Annotated in this window: 15 protein-coding genes; 1 reads left to right on the top strand and 14 read right to left on the bottom strand. The window is 69.8% G+C overall.

The window, feature by feature from the left end; translation table 11 throughout:
* Window positions 1-25: 25 nt before the first annotated feature.
* The 8 genes from ACZ4S3_RS21620 to ACZ4S3_RS21585 all read right to left on the bottom strand — a co-directional run bounded on the left by ACZ4S3_RS21620 (window position 26) and on the right by ACZ4S3_RS21585 (window position 8,623).
* The gene (locus tag ACZ4S3_RS21620) at window positions 26-484 is read right to left on the bottom strand and encodes a holo-ACP synthase (RefSeq protein WP_467936560.1); all 459 of its coding nucleotides are present in this window, start codon (window positions 482-484) and stop codon (window positions 26-28) included.
* Complete coding sequence (locus ACZ4S3_RS21615) at window positions 462-719, bottom strand: acyl carrier protein (RefSeq protein ID WP_467936558.1); 258 nt, start codon at window positions 717-719, stop codon at window positions 462-464. The genes ACZ4S3_RS21620 and ACZ4S3_RS21615 overlap by 23 nt, the downstream gene beginning before the upstream one ends.
* Entirely contained in the window at window positions 716-1,975 is a 1,260-nt protein-coding gene (locus tag ACZ4S3_RS21610) for a beta-ketoacyl-[acyl-carrier-protein] synthase family protein (protein WP_467936556.1), read from the bottom strand. Before ACZ4S3_RS21610 ends, ACZ4S3_RS21615 begins: the two co-directional genes overlap by 4 nt.
* Window positions 1,976-2,036: 61 nt before the next feature.
* Window positions 2,037-2,918 carry an MBL fold metallo-hydrolase gene (locus ACZ4S3_RS21605; RefSeq protein ID WP_467936554.1) on the bottom strand — a complete coding sequence of 294 codons (882 nt, stop codon included), beginning with the start codon at window positions 2,916-2,918 and terminating at the stop codon, window positions 2,037-2,039.
* On the bottom strand, window positions 2,915-3,379 hold the full coding sequence (locus ACZ4S3_RS21600) for an SRPBCC family protein (protein WP_467936552.1): 465 nt from the start codon (window positions 3,377-3,379) through the stop codon (window positions 2,915-2,917). Before ACZ4S3_RS21600 ends, ACZ4S3_RS21605 begins: the two co-directional genes overlap by 4 nt.
* A gap of 29 nt (window positions 3,380-3,408) precedes the next feature.
* Complete coding sequence (locus tag ACZ4S3_RS21595) at window positions 3,409-5,091, bottom strand: AMP-binding protein (RefSeq protein WP_467936550.1); 1,683 nt, start codon at window positions 5,089-5,091, stop codon at window positions 3,409-3,411.
* Window positions 5,088-7,220, bottom strand: a complete 2,133-nt coding sequence (locus ACZ4S3_RS21590) for an alpha/beta fold hydrolase (RefSeq protein WP_467936548.1) — start codon at window positions 7,218-7,220, stop codon at window positions 5,088-5,090. The genes ACZ4S3_RS21595 and ACZ4S3_RS21590 overlap by 4 nt, the downstream gene beginning before the upstream one ends.
* 8 nt (window positions 7,221-7,228) lie before the next feature.
* Window positions 7,229-8,623 (bottom strand): salicylate synthase, encoded by a 1,395-nt coding sequence (locus tag ACZ4S3_RS21585; RefSeq protein ID WP_467936546.1) that lies wholly within the window; start codon window positions 8,621-8,623, stop codon window positions 7,229-7,231.
* 377 nt (window positions 8,624-9,000) lie between these two features.
* Here ACZ4S3_RS21585 and ACZ4S3_RS21580 point away from each other — a divergent pair, with 377 nt between their 5' ends.
* On the top strand, window positions 9,001-10,188 hold the full coding sequence (locus ACZ4S3_RS21580) for a cytochrome P450 (RefSeq protein WP_467936544.1): 1,188 nt from the start codon (window positions 9,001-9,003) through the stop codon (window positions 10,186-10,188).
* Window positions 10,189-10,256: 68 nt separating this feature from the next.
* On the opposite strand, the gene ACZ4S3_RS21575 is transcribed toward ACZ4S3_RS21580, so the two are convergent.
* The 6 genes from ACZ4S3_RS21575 to ACZ4S3_RS21550 form a co-directional block, all read right to left on the bottom strand.
* The gene (locus ACZ4S3_RS21575; RefSeq protein ID WP_467936542.1) at window positions 10,257-10,733 is read right to left on the bottom strand and encodes an ATP-binding protein; all 477 of its coding nucleotides are present in this window, start codon (window positions 10,731-10,733) and stop codon (window positions 10,257-10,259) included.
* A 278-nt stretch (window positions 10,734-11,011) separates the two neighbouring features.
* Window positions 11,012-11,875 (bottom strand): carbohydrate ABC transporter permease, encoded by an 864-nt coding sequence (locus ACZ4S3_RS21570; RefSeq protein ID WP_467937003.1) that lies wholly within the window; start codon window positions 11,873-11,875, stop codon window positions 11,012-11,014.
* A gap of 5 nt (window positions 11,876-11,880) precedes the next feature.
* Window positions 11,881-12,762, bottom strand: a complete 882-nt coding sequence (locus ACZ4S3_RS21565) for a carbohydrate ABC transporter permease (RefSeq protein ID WP_467937001.1) — start codon at window positions 12,760-12,762, stop codon at window positions 11,881-11,883.
* A gap of 67 nt (window positions 12,763-12,829) precedes the next feature.
* Window positions 12,830-14,218, bottom strand: coding sequence for an ABC transporter substrate-binding protein (locus tag ACZ4S3_RS21560; RefSeq protein ID WP_467936540.1), 1,389 nt, complete (start codon window positions 14,216-14,218; stop codon window positions 12,830-12,832).
* 217 nt (window positions 14,219-14,435) lie between these two features.
* Window positions 14,436-15,386, bottom strand: coding sequence for a sugar-binding transcriptional regulator (locus ACZ4S3_RS21555; RefSeq protein WP_467936538.1), 951 nt, complete (start codon window positions 15,384-15,386; stop codon window positions 14,436-14,438).
* Between the two features lie 87 nt (window positions 15,387-15,473).
* Window positions 15,474-16,832: an MFS transporter gene (locus tag ACZ4S3_RS21550; protein WP_467936536.1), complete on the bottom strand. Its 1,359-nt coding sequence runs from the start codon at window positions 16,830-16,832 to the stop codon at window positions 15,474-15,476.
* Window positions 16,833-16,933: the final 101 nt, after the last annotated feature.

The raw sequence follows: 16,933 nt of genomic DNA, 5'->3' as shown, positions 1-16,933 counted from the left end.
GGATTCTTGCCTTCCTCTCATCACGTCAGTTCGTTGTCCCACCCGCGCTGCCGGTCGTGGCGAAGGCGCAGACCATCAGCGCACCGGCGCGAAGAGGCCACGCCCGCGCCGCCCACCGCTCGATGCCGAGGCGGGTGGCCCGCCTCCGGGCGGCACCGTGCAGCGCAACGCCGACCTCCCGCACGGCCCACCCGGCCTCCCCGTCCGCGATCACGGACTCGACGCCGGCTTCGATATCGGTCCAGGCGAGGCCGGCCAGCCCGGTACCCAGGGCCTTTCCGCAGGCCTCCTTGGTGCCGAAGCTGATGCCCAACCGGACGGCCGGGGACGGGGAACGCCGCACCTGTGCGAGTTCGGCGCCGCCCAGGATCATCCGCAGGGAGCGGTCCGGGTACCGGCGCAGGAAGCGCGCCATCCGCGTGAGATCGACGATGTCGACGCCGATGCCCACGATCCGCGCTTCAGCCGGCCTGCTGCCCGGCATCGCTCGTCGCCTGTCCGGCTTCCTCCACCAGGCGGCAGACGTCCGCGACGGTCAGGTCGTCCGCCAGCTCGAGCTTCACTTCGATGCCGAGGTCCCGCTGGAGTTGCAGCGACACCTCGACCAGCTCCGTGGAGTCCAGTTCGAGGTCTCCGCGCAGCCGTGCATCGGGCACGATCTGGTCATCCTCGAAACCCAGCGCGGAAATTGCTCCGCGCACTGCGGCGTAGTACGTCATGCGACCCTCCGGTCGTGTCGGTCCGGAGCCGTCAGCACCATCGCCACGTTCGTCCCTTCCCGGGAACGGGAGTGGACGACGGTGGTGCTGACGGCCCGGGGGCGAGTCTCGGTCACCAGGTCGACGGCGCACCGCTCGTCGACCGTTCGCGTGCCCGGTGTGGGCGGGAGGGCTCCGTCCCTGATGGACAGAGCCGCACAGACGAGTTCCGTCGCGGCGCTGGCTCCGTACTGATGGCCGTAACCGGCCTTCGGAACCGTCACCGGTACGCAACCCTCACCGAATACCCGGGCCAGGGCACGGGCCTCGGTGGCGTCGCTCTCGGCGGAGCCGGCGCCCTCGGCGAAGACGACGTCGATGTCCTGGGGTGCCCGGTCCGCCGCATGCAGCGCCGCGGTGAGCGCGCCGGCCGCCCCGTCCGGGTCGTGCGGAGCGGCCGTGCGCTGTTCGGCGGCGGAGAGTTCACCGAGCACCCGGGCCCCGCGGCGCAGCGCGTGCTCGCGTTCCTCCAGGACCAGGACGGTGGCGCCCTCGCCCAGGACCAGTCCGGCGCGCTCGCCGTCGAAGGGCAGGTAGCCGTCCTCCGCGGCCGAGGCGCGGCTCAGGTCTCCGGTGGTGACATGGGCCGCCATGCCCAGACGGGTCAGGGGCGCTTCCGCGCCGCCCGCCAGCACGACGTCGTTGCGTCCCCTCAGGATGCTGCGCATGCCGTGCAGCAGACCGCAGGCGCCGCTGGCGCGGTCCGCCGCGAAGCTCTTGCTGAAGCCGCGGATGCCGTAACGGATACTCACGAACCCCTGGGCGGCGGTGGGGAACCACGCGGTCGCCTGCCAGGGATTGATCATGGTCGGATGCTGCTGGTAGTACTCGCGGAAGCCGCGTTCGCACAGCTCCCACCCACCGCTGTTGTTGCCGAAGCTGATGCCCGTACGGAACGGGTCGAACGGCTCGGTGTCGAAGCCGGCGTCGGTCAGCGCCTGCCCGGCGGCGGCCATGGCGTAGTGCGCGAAGAGGTCGCTCTTGACCACCAGCCGGCGGGGCACATGGTCGGTGGCCTGGAAGCCGGCCACTTCGGCGGCCAGATGGACCGGCAGCCCGTCGGCATCGAAACGGCCGATCGCGCCGATCGCGGTCTTCTTGGCGAGCACGGCCTCCCAGAAGGGCTCCGTCGCGGTGGCGAGCGGATTGACCACACCGATGCCGGTGACCACGACGCGTCGGGCACGGTGGGACGCGCCGCCGCTGTTGTTGCTCATGATCCTCCTGTCTTGCCGGGCTCACCCGGCGGCCGGGCCCGGAACGGGTGCGTCGGTGGCGTCACCGTGGCGGTCCGAGCGGGAGCGGATCGCCGGTGAGCTCGCCCAGGGCCACGCGCAGATTCAGGGCCGTCCGCTGCGGCTCACCCCACTCCGCGACCGGCCCGGCATCGAAGTGGTCCACCACCGCCGCCGTGTCCGCCGCGGTGGCTCCTTCCTCGACCGCCCGGCACGCTGCCGACCACAGCCTCCGGAGGTAGTCGCGCAGTACGTGGAGGACGTGCGGGCCGGTCACCTCGCCGTGCCCCGGGACGACGACGGACGGGTCCAGGTCGATCAGTCGGTCGAGTGCGCCGATCCAGCCGGTGACGCTGCCGTGCCGGGCGAGCGGGGTGACCCCGTGGAAGCAGAGGTCGCCGGCCACCAGCAACCGCTGTCTGGGGAGCCAGACGGCGAGGTCCACGATGCTGTGCGCGTTCTCGAAGACCAGGGCCCGTGCCGCGTGCGGAAGCGCCAGGGCTTCGGGGTCCACGGGTTCCGGGAGCCGTAGTTCGAGGTCCGTCAGCTCGGGCGCGAAGGCGGGCATCAGGCGGGGCAGGAAGGCGGTGTCCTCGGCCATCCGGCGCAGCGCCGCCGCGGCTCCTGCGGGCGCCACCGCACGCACTCCGGGGAATGCGCCGTTGCCTCCCATGTGGTCGATGTGCTGATGGGTGTTGAGGATCAGCTCGGCGGTGGCGTTCCTGGCCCGCAGCTCCTCGCGCGTGCGGGCGTTCATACGCGGGAGCAGCATGGTGTCGATCACCACGGCCCGTCCGTCGTCGACCAGGACCGTCGAGTTGGACAGTCCCATCCCGCCGTCACCGTTGACCACCGCGAAGGCCCCGTCGCCGAGGTCAACCGTCCGCTGCGGGTCCGCGGCACGGCCCGTGGCCGGGCCGCTCACTGCCGGCCGCCGGCGTGCGCCTCGATGAATTCCTTGTGGCGCACGAGTTCGCGCTGGGAGTTCTTGTTGACGCGGTTCGCGAACCACGCTTCGTCGTACGGCACTTCCGGCAGCACCTCGAAGTCCTGGACCCAGCGGACTTTGGTGCTGCCGCCGGGCAGCGTCTCGAAGGACTGGAATATGTGCATGTAGAGGAACGGCCCGTTATCGATCCTCCGGGCACTGACCGTGCCCTCGTCCCGGTCCATGACGCGCTCCGAGACCCAGCTGTACTGCTTGCCGTCGTCCTCGGGCTCGGTGGTCAGGCGAAAGGTCAACCGCCTCTCGTCACCGTGCAGGATCTCGGCCGAGGCGTAGGCGCCGTCGAAGAGGTCCGGCCAGTTCGCCACGTCGTTGGCGATGCTCCAGACGGTGGTGAAGGGGGCGTCGATCACAATCTCGTTGTCAGTGTGCGCGGCCATCGCACGTGCCTTCCGGTCGGTGACGGTTTTCAGGGAGCGGTCGAGTCGGCGTCGTGAGGCACCTGTGGGGCGGGCAGCACCTGCTCCCGTGCCTGCTCGGCCAGGGCGACCCGGTCGATCTTTCCGACCGCGGTCACCGGGAGCCGCTCGCAGAGGACGAGGTGTTCGGGAAGCTTGTAGCGGGCGATGCCCCGGCTGAGCATGAAGTCCCGCACCGTGTGGAGGTCGACGGCGGCCCCGGCGGCCGGCACCGCCGCCACGCAGACCACCTCTCCGTGCAGATCGTCGGGCACCGGGACGACCGCGGAGGCGGCCAGCGCGCCGCAGTCGGCCAGGACCGTTTCCAGCTCGGACGCGGACACCTTCTCGCCGCCGCGGTTCACAAAGTCCTTGCGGCGCCCGACGACCACGAAGTTGCCCGACTCGTGCACGCGGACGATGTCGCCGGTGCGGTAGAAGCCGTCGGCGGTGAAGGAGGACCGGTTCACCTCCTCCGGCGCGAGATAGCCGCCGATCGTGTACGGGCCCCTGACCAGCAGTTCACCCTCCTGCCCGGCCGGCAACGGGTTGCCGGACCCATCGGCGAGGAACCATTCGTCAGCGGCGGAGGCGGGCCTGCCCTGGGTCGTTGCCACGACGTCGTCCGGGTCGTCGAGACGCGTGAAATTGAGCAGTCCCTCCGCCATGCCGAAGACCTGCTGGAGACGTCCCGGCAGGGCCCTGATGAGGCGGCGCGCATCCGGTTCGTAGAGCCGGGCCCCGCCCACCTGGAGTACCTCCAGGCTGGAGAGGTCGGTGGCGTGCTCCGGCAGGAGCCGAGCCAGGCCGGGGACGAGCGCGGTGATGGTGACGCGCTCCTGCTCGATGTCGCGCACCACACGTCCGAGCGAGGGAGAACCGAGGACGACGGTGCCGCCGGCGGCCAGCGTTCCCAGGACACCGGGGCAGCCGAGGACGAAGTTGTGGGCGGTCGGCAGCGCGGCCAGGTACGTGCTCTTGGGGCCGAGTTCCGTGAGACGGGCACTGACGTCGAGGTTGCAGACGTAGTCCCGGTGCGTACGGGGAATCGCCTTGGGGAGCCCGGTGCTGCCACCGGACAGCAGGTAGAAGGCCACGTCGGCGCTCTCGCGGACCGTCGGCGATGCCTGCGCCCGGGTATCCGCCGGTTCCCCGCCCGCCAGCACGGCGTCCAGCAGGTGGACGCCTGCGGGCGGTGTGCGGCGCCGGGCCAGGTGTCCCTCGGCGGCCAGGCACACCAGGACATCCGGGTGGTCCTCGGCCATATGGCGCACCAGCGCGCGGCTCTCCGCACCGCTGCCGACGTCACGGTTGACCAGGGCGCGGGCGCGCGTCGTGCGCACCACATGGTCCACTTCCCGGATCCCGAGACCCGGCGGCATCAGGACGGGGGTCATCCCGCCGCGCACCAGGCCCAGGAAAGCCAGCAGCATGTCCAGGGTGTTCCCCAGCCGTACGGCCACACGGTCCCCGGGCATGAGGCCGAGGGAGCAAAAACCCGACGCCGCCCGGTCCACCGCCGTTGCCAGTTCGCGGTAGCCGATCCGCCGCTCGCGGGTGACGACCGCGACGCGGTCCCCCCGGGCCACCGGGTCGCCGAGGACGGCCTCGTCGAGCAGGACGTCGCGCCGGCAGCCCAGTTCGGCGTAACGGCGTTCCCGCTCGGACCGGGAGACGGCCGGGTCACCGTTCATGGCCGCCCTCCGGAGGCGGCCGCCGGACCGGAACCGGCGAGCCCGTCGACGTACTCGGCCAGCACGGCCGCGACCCGCTCCGGGTCCTCCAAGTGCACGTAATGGTCGGCATGTTCGACGGTGACGGCGCTCCCGCGGGGCGCCGCCTCGGCCAGGTCCCGGCTGCGGCGGGGGGAGACCACCCGGTCCGCACCGGCGATGAGGCTCAGCACCGGAGCCTGCGGGAGAGGACACCGCAGCCCCCCGGTCAGCCCCCAGACGTCGATGTCGGCGCGCGGCAGCCGCAGGGCATCGAACCCGTCGGCCACCACCTCCAGGGTGGTCCGTCCGTCGCGGAGCGGGTGATCCGGACGGCGCAGGCACCCGGCCAGGAACGCGCGGTCCCAGCTGCCGGCGAGCGCCTGTGCCACCAGGTCCGGGTGCAGCCGGATGCGTTCGGCGGAACCGATGACGGCCGCGCCCCGTACCCGGTCCGGCTCCGCCCCGGCCAGGTCCAGTGCGACCAGACCGCCGAGGGAGTGCCCGACCGGCACCACGGGTCCGGTGACGCCGAGGCGCTCCAGGGCGTCGACGAGGCAGGCCCGGACGGCCGACAGCGGAGTGTCCACCGGCATGCGGTGCGTGCCGTGCCCCGGCAGGTCCAGTGCGACCGCGTGAAACCGGGGAGGCAGCGCCCCCATCAGCGGCTCCCAGTGGGCGGCGGTTCCGCCGAAACCGTGGACCAGGAGAAGGGTCGGCGTGTCGGCCGAGGCGGTGCCGCGCACCAGCGCGGTCGCCGCGGTGACGGGCAGGGAGCGCCGGGTGGGAGTGGCAGGAGCGGCGCTGTCCTCGCCGTGCGCGGCGGACGGGAGGCGGGCCGGCAGGTCCTGGTCGGATCTCCTCAGCACCGCGCAGGAATGGATGCCGCCGAAACCGCTGGCGCTGACCAGCGCGGTGCGTGCGTCATGGACGCGTGGGCTGTTGGGCACGTAGTCGAGGTCGCAAGCCGGGTCCGGCACCTCGTAGTTGGCGGTCGGCGGAACGACCGAATGCCGCAGGGCGCCGATGGTGGCGATGACCCCGACCATGCTCGCCGACGACAGCGAATGCCCGATCATGGACTTGGTGGAGCTGATGGGAGTACGTGCCGCGTGCGCCTGGCCCAGCGCCGTCTTGAGGGCCTGCGTCTCGAAGACATCGTTCTGCGGTGTGGAACTTCCGTGCGCGTTGACGTAGTCGATGTCCTCCGCGGACACCTGAGCGTCGCTGAGCGCGCCGCTCAGCACGGTGGCCATGGCCGCTCCGTCGGACGCCAGGTCGCTCATGTGGAACGCGTTGTTGGCGCTGGAGAACCCGAGCACTTCGGCGTAGACGGTGGCGCCGCGGGCGACGGCGTGCTCGTACTCCTCGACCACCAGGGCCGCGGCCGCCTCGCCGAGCACGAACCCTCCCCGCCGGGCGTCGAAGGGGCGGGAAGCGGTCTCCGGCGGACCGTCGACGACGGCGAGGGAGCCGATGACGTCGAGGGTCGCGTAGGCCAGTCCCGACAGTGGAGCTTCGCCGGACGCCGCCAGGACGATGTCCGCGTCGCCCCAGCGGACCTGGTCGAAGGCCAGCCCCAGCGCATCGATGCCGGCGGTGCATCCGGTGGTGAGGGTGCTGCACGGGCCGTGCAGCTTGTAGCGCTCGCTGAGCCAGGAGGGTGCGTAGTTGAGGAACACCGAGTCGTAGAAGGGGTGAGCTTCCGGGAACGGCGCCAGCGGCCGGGTGCCGCTGTTGCTGTACTGCTCGTACGCCACCTGGAATTCCGGTGTCCCGCCGATGGCCGACGAGAACACCACCCCCGCACGTTCGGGGCGGAAGGCCGCGTCCTCCAGGCCTCCGTCACGTGCCGCCATGGCGCCGGCCGAGACGGAGAGCTGCACGAAGCGGCTCAGCTGCGAGAGGGTCCGCACATCGTCCTCGGTGTGGTGCGCGGCGAGGTCGAAGTCCTGGATGGGCGCGTGGGAGCTGCCCTTCATGCCGAGCCGGGCCATGGCCGGTTCGTGGCGCACAAAGGTCGTGCCCGCGGTGTTGTGGTGCCAGAATTCCCGCGCACCGCTTCCGCTGGGGCAGATGATGCCGATGCCGGTGATGACAACCCGATTCATTGCCGTACCTACCTGCCGATCGCTGGAGCGGACAAGGACACTTCGGGAGCGGGCGTCGCGGGTCCGGCGGGCACCAGCCAGCGAGAGACGGAGCGCAGCTTCTCGCAGGTCTCCTCGAACTCCCGGTCAGGTGAGGACTGTTCGACGATTCCGGCACCGGCCCGCATCCAGGCCCGGCCACGCCGCTGGTAGACGGTCCGCAGCGTCAGGGCGGTGTCCATGTCGCCGTTCGCGTCGACGGTCATCACCACCCCGCTGTAGAGACCGCGGGGCTGCGTCTCGAGGCGCCGGATGCAGGTGTACGCGGCGGCCTTCGGTATGCCGGAGGCGGTCACGGCGGGGAAGCAGGCCCGCAGCGCGTCCCACGCATCGTGGCCCGAGGCGAGGCGCCCCGATACGGAGGAGGCGAGGTGCTGGACGCTGCCGCGCTCCTTGACGGACATGAAGTCCTCCACGCGTACCGTCCCGGGCCTGCTGACCGTGCGCAGTTCGCTGACCGAGGTCTGCACGGAAATGGCGTGCTCGTAGACCTCCTTGGGGTCGGTCAGGAGCGCCTCGCGCAGCCTGCGGTCCCGCTCGGCCTCTCCGGAGAGCGCCCGCGTCCCGGCCAGCGGTTGGGTGGCGACACGGTCGTCGCGCACTTCGGTCACGGTTTCGGGGCTGAATCCGGCCGCGGCCAGCTCTCCGAAGGACAGGAGGAACGAACGGGCCGGCCGGTTGTGCCGCCGTCCGTGCGCATAGGTGGAGACCAGGTCGACCGGGAAGCCGACCGGCACGACACGGGACAGGATGACCTTCTGCAGCTTGCCCGCGCGAATGTCCCGCACGGCCGAGGCGACCGCCTCCCGGTAGCCGTCGTCCGCCGTGACATCGACGGACACGGGCCAGGGCCCTTCGGCCTCGGCCGGCCCCGCGTCCGGTCCGCCGGCCACCATCGCGCGCAGCTCCGCGGGAACGGGCCCCACCGTACGCATCAGTGCCGCACCGCCGGCCAGCCTGACCTCCGTCGCGGGAACCATCAGCTGGAGCAGCGGCGTGTCGTCGTCCTCGAGGTCCAGGCCGGCCAGTGCGTAGCTCGCCTCGAACGCCGCCCAGCCGTAGGCGCGCCAGCCGCGGACCGGCAGTGCGGACAGATGCCGCGCGACCTTGCGCAGCACCTGCTTGCGGTCGGCGGTGTCGTGGAGCGCCTCCTCCGCCACGGTCACGCCGTCGAAGAGGACGTGAAGGCGGTTGCGGTAGACGCTGATCTCGGCAAGGACGCCGCCCGCGAACGAGTAGGTCTCCCCGTCCTCGTACACCATGTACCGGTCGAAGTGGCCAGAGGCCGCCAGCCGGGTCACGGTCCGCAGTGGGTCGTCCACCACCGCCAGCCGGTGCTCCTCGTATTCACCGATGCTCGTCACCGTTCACCTCCGGTTTCGCGGGGGAATCGGCACGGGGCGTTCGCATGTCTCCGGCTCAACCACCCGGTGTCTGCGCCCCCGACGTCCCGCCGCGCACTGTCGCTCTGTCTGACCTGCACCGTCACCACAGTCGGCCGTCACGGCGGCTGTTACCTCCGATGAATTCCGCAGCTGCCCCCCGGAGGACCCGTCGCGGCGTTGCGGGAAGTCTGCGAAGTTCGCCGCCCGCGCCGCGACGGCCTGCCGGCCGGGTGCCCTTCGTGGTTACGGTGCGAGGTATCGGTGCGTCGGCGGCGCATGCCCCGGCGGCCCACCAGAACCTTCTGGGCAATCGCGCGTCCACCACGCGGTAAAACCGCATGCTGCAGGGAGAGATTGTGGAGAATTCCGTGCCGGCCCTGTCCCTCGACCGTGGCGATCCACTCGATCCGCCCGGCCCCTGCGCGCACTACCGCGAGGCCGGGATCCACAAGGTACGCATTCCCACCGGCTACGACGCCTGGCTGGTGTCCCGGCACGACGACATCCGTTCCCTCGCCGCGGACAAGCGCATCAGCTCGTTCCTGCACGGCCTGGGCACCGTGAGCCATGAGCGGCTGCCCCGGCGCGGGGACGCCGACGTACCGCACATCACCAACCTCGACGGTGCCGATCACCTGCGTCTGCGGATGCCGGTCGCCCGCCACTTCACGGCTCGCAGGGTGCGCCAACTGGAGGAGGCGATCGGCGCGATGACACACGAGTGCCTGGCGGACCTGGAACGCTCCGGTCCCGGTACGGACTTGGTCCGCACGGTGGGCACGCGGGTCCCGTCATTCACCATCTGTGCGCTCTTCGGACTACCGCGCGCGGACCAGGAGATGTTCGAACGCCTGGCGATGACCGCGCTCGGCGGATTCGCGGACAGCCGGGCGGAACAACAGCGTGCGGCGCCCGAGTTGTTCACCTACCTGGCCAAGGTCGTCGAGCGGAAGAAGCAGGCCCCCGACGACGCGCTGTTCAGCGACCTCGTCCACGGCGGTCACGGCCTCTCCGACCAGGAGATACTCACCCTCATCGGCACCTTGCTCGTCGCCGGCTACGACACCACGGCCCACATGATCTCGCTGGGCGTCTACACGCTCTTGCGCAACCGCCCCCAGTGGGAAGCCCTGGTCAACGACCCGGCCCTGGCGGACCCGGCCGTCGAGGAGCTGCTGCGCTACCTGACGGTGATGCAGCGCGGCCTGCTGCGCCGCGCGAACGAGGACCTGACCTTCGACGGCGTGGACATCCGCAAGGACGATCTCGTCCTGCTGCACCTGCCCGCGGGAAACCACGACCCCGGCTTCGTCCCGCTCCCCGGCCGGCTGGACATCACCCGCCCGCCCGGCCGCCACCTGGCCTTCGGGTACGGCCCGCACCAGTGCATAGGCCAGCAGCTGGCACGCATGGAGCTGCGCGTGGTCTACCGCGAACTCGCCGCGCGCTTCCCGACGCTGCGGATGGCACAGACCGAGGAGGAGACATCCTTCCGCAGCGAGCACGTCGTGTACGGGCTGGAGGAGCTCCCTGTGACGTGGTGAAGCGCCTGCCCGGAACGGCACGCCACATGGGGCCGGTTGGAGGTGCCCGGCCCCATGTCAGGTTGCTCTCAGCCCTGAAGCGCGTCGGCCGTGCGCGCGAGAGTCGCGCGGACCCACTTGCCGCCTTCGGGGTCCAGGCCGCACGTCCAGGACTCGGCAAGCGCGGCGACGATCAGCATCCCGCGTCCACAGTCCTCGTCGTGGCCGGCCGCCCGCTGGACGGGCAGTACCGCGGACCCGTCGTGCACCTCGATGTGCAGCGCCGCGGGATCGCCGGCCAGCTTGAGAGTGATCACGGAATCCCGCCGCCGCTCGCGTCCGCATCCGACCGGTGACCGGGCGCCGTGGCGAATGGCGTTCGTGGTCAGTTCGCAGACGATCAGTTCGGCCGCTTCGATGAGCTCTTCGTTCTCGCCCCACAGCCGCAGGGACTCTGTGGTGAAGGCCCGTGCTTGCCGGGCGGAGGGCAGGACTGCCGGCAACGTGAGCGAGACAGAAGTCAGTTCGGCATTACCGAGGATGATGAATTCGGCCACAGCAGTCATTTCATTAACCCTTCAAGCAAGCCGGGCGTGGTGCGAGCGGCGCGGCCGCATGTGCGCTTTTGCTCGTATGAGCGAGTACGGCTCATATATGCAATTGCTCTTCCATTAAAGATCCGTAAAACGTGATGTCAATGGGTTTGCCGGGCTCTTTTCAAACATGAGCAAAGAGTGCTCAGAAGAGCGATTTCCGTTCGCCCTGCGTGACGGTGCGGAGCGAGCCGGTGATGCCCGGTGAACCGGACGGCTTCGGGTGCACAGGCCGAAAACGGCTCTCGGCGTCATTTCACGGCGCCGAGCGACAGGCCCTGGACGAGTTTGTCCTGGGCGGCGAATCCGGCGATGAGGACCGGGAGGGAGATGACGGTGGCGGCGGCGCACACCTTGGCCAGGAACAGGCCCTGACTGGTCACGAAGCCGGTGAGGAATACCGGTGCGGTGCCGGCCACGACGCCGGTCAGGACCCGGGCGAACAGCAGCTCGTTCCAGCTGAAGATGAAGGAGATGAGGGCGGTTGCGGCGATGCCGGGCATGGCGACGGGGGCGATGATCCGGGTCAGGGTGGTGGTCAGGCCCGCGCCGTCGATCGACGCGGCTTCGAGAATTTCCACCGGGACCTCGGCGAGAAAGGAGCGCATCATCCATACCGCGATCGGGAGGTTCATCGAGGTGTAGAGGATGACCAGCAGCCAGATGCTGTCGAGCAGATGCGTGTTCTGGGCGACGAGATAGATCGGCAGCAGCCCGGCCACCAGCGGCAGCATCTTCGTGGAGAGGAAAAAGAAGAGGACGTTGCTCCATTTCCGTACCGGCTTGATGGACAGGGCGTAGGCGGCGGGGACGGCGAGAGTGAGGACCAGGAATGTCGAGACCACCGATGCGGTCAGCGAATTGATGAGCGGCGGCCAGGGGCTGACGCCGGTGCCCTCGCCGAAGAATTCGCGGTAGCCGTGCAGGGTGAGGGCAGCGCCGAGGCTGGGCGGATTGGTCGCCGCGTCCGTCTCGCTGTGCAGTGAGGTGAGCACCATCCAGGCGACGGGCACGAAGAAGAACAGTCCGCACAGCCAGGCCAGCAGGCCCAGGTACGCGTTCTTGCGACGCCGGCGGCGGGCGGGAGCGGGCAGCCGGTGGGCGGCGCGCAGCATTGCGCTCATCGGACGCTCTCCTCGCGCAGCAGGGACGAGACGGTGCGCAGTGCGAAGGTCGCCACCAGCAGCGAGCAGAGCACGACGACGACGCCCTGGGCGGACGCCCGTCCGTAGTCATGGGCCTGGTAGAAGGTCTGGTAGATGGCGTACGGGAGGTTGGCGGTGCCCAGCCCTCCGGAGGTGATGGTGAAGACCGCGTCGAAGTTCTGGACGACGTAGATGGTCCCGAGCAGGGCGGCAAGCTCCAGGTAGCGGCGCAGATGTGGCAGGGTCAGATAGCGGAAGATGTCGAAGGACGAGGCCCCGTCCACAAGGGCGGCCTCGATGATGTCGGCGGGCCGGCTCTGTAGTCCTGCGAGCAGGATCAGCATCATGAACGGTGTCCACTGCCAGATCAGCGCCACCTCGACGGCGGCGAGCGGGGCGCCGGTCAGCCAGTCCGGCTGCGGCGGATCGTCGCTGCCGAACAGGCTCCACAGCCACGTCAGCACGCCGTTGAGGAAGCCGTAGGACGCGTTGAAGAGGGCGTGCTTCCACAGCAGGGCCGCGGCGACCGGCACGATCAGAAACGGCGTGATCAGCAGGGTCCGGACGATCCCTCGGCCGCGGAAGCTGCGGTCCAGCAGCAGCGCGAGGCCCAGCCCCAGCAGCAGGCTGACCAGCACCACGGTCACGGTCAGCAGGATCGTGGTCACCACCGAGTCGCGCAGCGCGGGGTCGGTGAAGACGGCCCGGTAGTTGGCGAATCCGGCGAGCCCGCGGTTCTCGGGCGCCAGGGCGTTCCAGCGGAGGAAGGAGAACACCACCGTGGCCACGAAGGGGAGTTGGGTGACGATGATGAGGAAGAGCAGCGCGGGAAGGAGGGGCGCGCGGCGGGCCCGCATCGTGGCCCGGTCGGTGGCTGAGCGGGCGCGGGGGTGAGGGGCGCCGTCCGGGCCGTGCGCCGTTGCGTCAGTGGCCGGCGTAGGCACGGGCCACCTCCTCCGCCAGTCGTTGGCCGTGACGGAGTGCGGCGGTCACGCTCTGCTTCCCGGCGATGGCCGAGCTGATCTCCTGGCTGGTCTTGGTGCCCAGGTCGGAGAACTCGGGGATGTCCACGAACTGGATGCCGGGCACCGGGCGGGGCTGGACCCCGGGGTCGTCGGGCCGGGCCGAGCTGATCGCCCGCTCGGTCGGACCGGCGAAGGCGCGGGCGGACCTCGCGTACTCCGGGTCGCGGTAGAGCGACGCCCGCTTGCCGCCGGGGACCCTGGACCAGCCCAGTTCGCGGCCCACCAGCCGCTCGTACGAGGCGCTGGACGCCCAGCGGATGAACTTCCAGGCCGCTTCCTGGTGGGTACCGGCCTTCTGCACGCCCCAGGCCCAGGTGTAGAGCCAGCCCGAGTCGGCGGTCCGCTCCACCGGCGCCGGCGCGTAGCCCACCTTGCCCTTGACCTTGGAGTCGGCGCCCTCCAGCGATCCGGCGCCGGCGGTCGCGTCGTACCACATGGCGACCTTGCCCTGCTGCATGTCGTTGAGGCACTCGGTGTACCCGGCCTGCGGGGCGCCCGCCTCACCGTGCTGACGGACCAGATCGACGTAGAACCGCGTGGCCCGGGTGAACTCCGGGCTGTCGACCTCCGCCCGCCAGTCCTTGGTGAACCACGTCCCGCCGAACGTGTTCACCACCGTCGTCAGCGGGGCGATCAGCTGGCCCCAGCCGGGCTGGCCGCGCAGACAGATGCCCTTCATGCCTTTGCGGAACCCGTCCAACTCGGCGGCCATGGAGGCGACTTGATGCCAGGTGGGGTGGGCGGGCATGGTCAGGCCGGCGGCCTTGAGGAGGTCCTTGCGGTACATCAGGAAGGACGACTCGCCGTAGAAAGGCTCCGCGTAGATCTTGCCGTCGGCGGCGGTGAGCGAGGAGCGGACCGGCGCAAGGATGTCGCCCTGGTCGAACGCGCGGTCCCTGGCGGCACGCGTGCCCAGATCGGTCAGCCAGCCGTTACGGGCATAGATCGGCGTCTCGTAATTGCTGAGGCTCGCGACGTCGTACTGCCCGGCCTGGCTGGAGAAGTCCTGGCTCATCTTGTCGCGCAGATCGTCCTCCGGCAGCACGGTGAAATTGACCTTGATGCCGGTCTCCTTGGTGAAGTGCTCGGCGGTGAGCCGCTGCAGATCCACCATCTGCGGGTTGTTCACCATCAGCACATTGATGGTGTTCTTGCCGCTGTTGCCGACGTCGCCGGCGCCGCGATAGCAGCCGGCCGCCGCCACGGCCACGGCGAGGGCCACGGCCGTCCGCCGGCCGAGGAGACCGGGACGACTGCTGCCGCTCTTTCCACGGGGACGTGCACTCACGGCTGGCACCTTTCACCCCGCCCGGCCCCCGTCTGCTGTTGCCCGCACCAGGTTTATATCCCCTTTGAGCCGCCGCGCCCGCCTCCATCACGGCGGAACGCATGCCCGATTCCCGCCGCACTCCACCAATGGAGCAAAAAGCCGGCGCCCGCGGACAGTGGCGCATGGGGCCACCATTTCCGAGCGGACTTTCGGAGCGGGCCGTCACCGCAAGCCGTCACAGCAGGCTCTCGGCAACCCCGGCGTCTGTCACCACCCCGTTGAAGAGGCCGGTTTTCAGCGCCGCCGAGGTGGCGGTGGCCCGTTCGGCGCCATCGGCCAGGAGAATCACTTCAGGTACCTTGCGCAATTCGTCAAAGCTGATGGCGATGACCCGTTCGGTGAGTTCGGGGACGATGAGGCGGCCCTCGGCATCGAGCAAGTGGCCGGCGACTTCGGCGCATACTCCTCGGCGCCGGTAATCCTCCCGTTCGGAGTCGCTGAGCGCGTCATACACGGTGGACAGCCCCGGTTCCCATCCGCCGACGGTGACGATGGCCTTGGTCACCTGGCTGAAGCGGCTCACCGCATCGACGACGCCGGGCTGCTCACGCAGCATCCGGGCCGCCGTTGCGTCGGGCAGCAGCAGTGGTGCGTAGATGGGGTAGACGACACCCCTTGAGATGGTGGCGGCCCGGCGCACCGCCTCCACGGCCGTCGGATTCACGGGCCGCAGCGGGGTCACTCCGCACAGTTGGATCACGGTGCACCGGGCGAGTGTCGTCAGTCCGAGGCCGAGGGCCTCGATCTCGGGGCCCCAGACGAGCCCGAGGACATCGTTCTCGGTGACGATTTCGGCGAGCAGATCGGCGCTCACCGCGCCGAGGCGCCGGGTGGCCTGCACCGTATCGTCCGGGACTTCCTGCCGTGAATCGATGACGATGGCATGCCGCAGTCCGTATCGCGTGCGCAGGGCGTCGGAGAGATCGGCGTCGAGTTCGGCCGGCAGGCGTATCTCCAGCCGTATCAGGCCTTCGCGGAGGGCGGACTCCAGCGTCCGGGCCACCTTGAACCGGCTGATACCGAATTCCTCGGCGATCTCCATCTTGGATTTGCCTTCGAGATAAAACCGCCGGGCCATCGCAGCCGTCTGCACCAGATACTCCGGGCCGGTGTGATGTGTGCGCATATCAGCCCTGGCCTTTCCGGACGCCGCGCCGGACACTGCGACGAGCGCTCGAATGAGCGACTACATCTCACATGTGCCTTTCCTCCATTAAAACTCCTCTTCAAGCTTCCTGGAAGGTGCCGTCAACGCTCCTACCGCCGCCCGCTCCACCGGGTGCGTGACGGCGGGGACGCCGGGTTCCGCAGGTGTCGCGGGCGTCTTCAGGCACAGCACGAGGACCGTGCTGAGCAGGTGCAGGGCGGCGTAGATCCACATGACCCCGCCGATGCCGATCACACCGATGAAGAGCGTGCCGATGAGCGGGCCGAAGGCCATGCTGGCGCCGGCCCCCAGTGTGTAGGCCGACATGATCTGGCCCTTGCGTTCCGGATCCTGAGAGGTCATGAGCGGGGGCAGGGGGACGTATCCGGCCATGCCGACGCCCAGTGCACCGGCGGCGATCGCCACGAACAGGTAGTCGTGGCCGACGGCCTCCGGCACGTAGTACAGCGCCAGACAGGCGATCGCCGAGACCACGCCGCCCAGCCAGGCGACGGTCTTGCGCCGGCTCCACCTGTCACCGAGCGCGCCGAAGAGCACGACGCAGGCGAGATTGCTGACCATCATGACGATCAGCAGCGAGGCCCACTCCGCTGCGCTGAAGCCGACCTGATCGACGAGGAAGAGCGGGATGAAGACCCACACGCCGAACTGCGAGGTGGTGTTGATGAGCCGGACCACGGCGCCCATGCCGACACGCGGCCTGGCGAACATCACGGTGAAACAGCCCAGGAAGGTACGCGGCAGGCTGACCCGCTCCGCCTCCCTGGAAAGGCCCTGAAATCCGGTGCGTTCGCGCAGCAGGAACAGGACGACCAGGGCGCCGGCGGTGATCATCGAGAGGGACACCCACAGGGTGCGGTAGAAGCCGATCGTGGGTTTGAGGAGCGAGACCAGGGCGGAGCCGAGGACGGGATAGCCCATGGTGAAGCAGAACCAGAACCAGCCGAGCGCCTTGCCGAGCTGACGCTCCGGGGCGCCCGCCATGATCCAGACCATGAATCCGTAGGCGAACAGCGGATACCCGAAGCCGCGCAGGCCGTAGGTGAACAGGATCAGCCAGTAGGAGTGGGCGGGGACGGCGACCGCGAGCATGAGGGTGTGGCAGACCACCCAGCAGGCGGCGCCGGCCATCATCACCCGGCGCGGTCCCCATAGGTCGCAGAGCCCGCCCGCCAGGAAGGCGCCCACCGCGGCAGTGACGCCGTACGCCGTGAAGACGATGCCGACGCTCGCCTCCGTGAAGCCGAGGTCCGTCTTGAAGAACGTGGGCAGATAGCTGGTCTCCACACCGTCGCCGACCATGAAGAGAAGGACGCCGATATAGCCCCATATGAGGGCTCGGGGGATCCCGAAGACGGTGGGGCGGGGCGGCGACGGATCGCGCTGTTGGGGTGTGCGCAGCACGGCGGGGACCTCCTGAGGGGCCGGGCGTTCGCCCGGATGTGGCCATCAGACTGAACAACCTCACAGAGAATTTCAAGAGCTTCACATAAAATGTGTGATGT

Source organism: Streptomyces sp. NPDC028368 (assembly GCF_055565615.1).
Note: the sequence above shows the minus strand (reverse complement) of the source record. Positions and strands in the feature narration are given on the sequence as shown.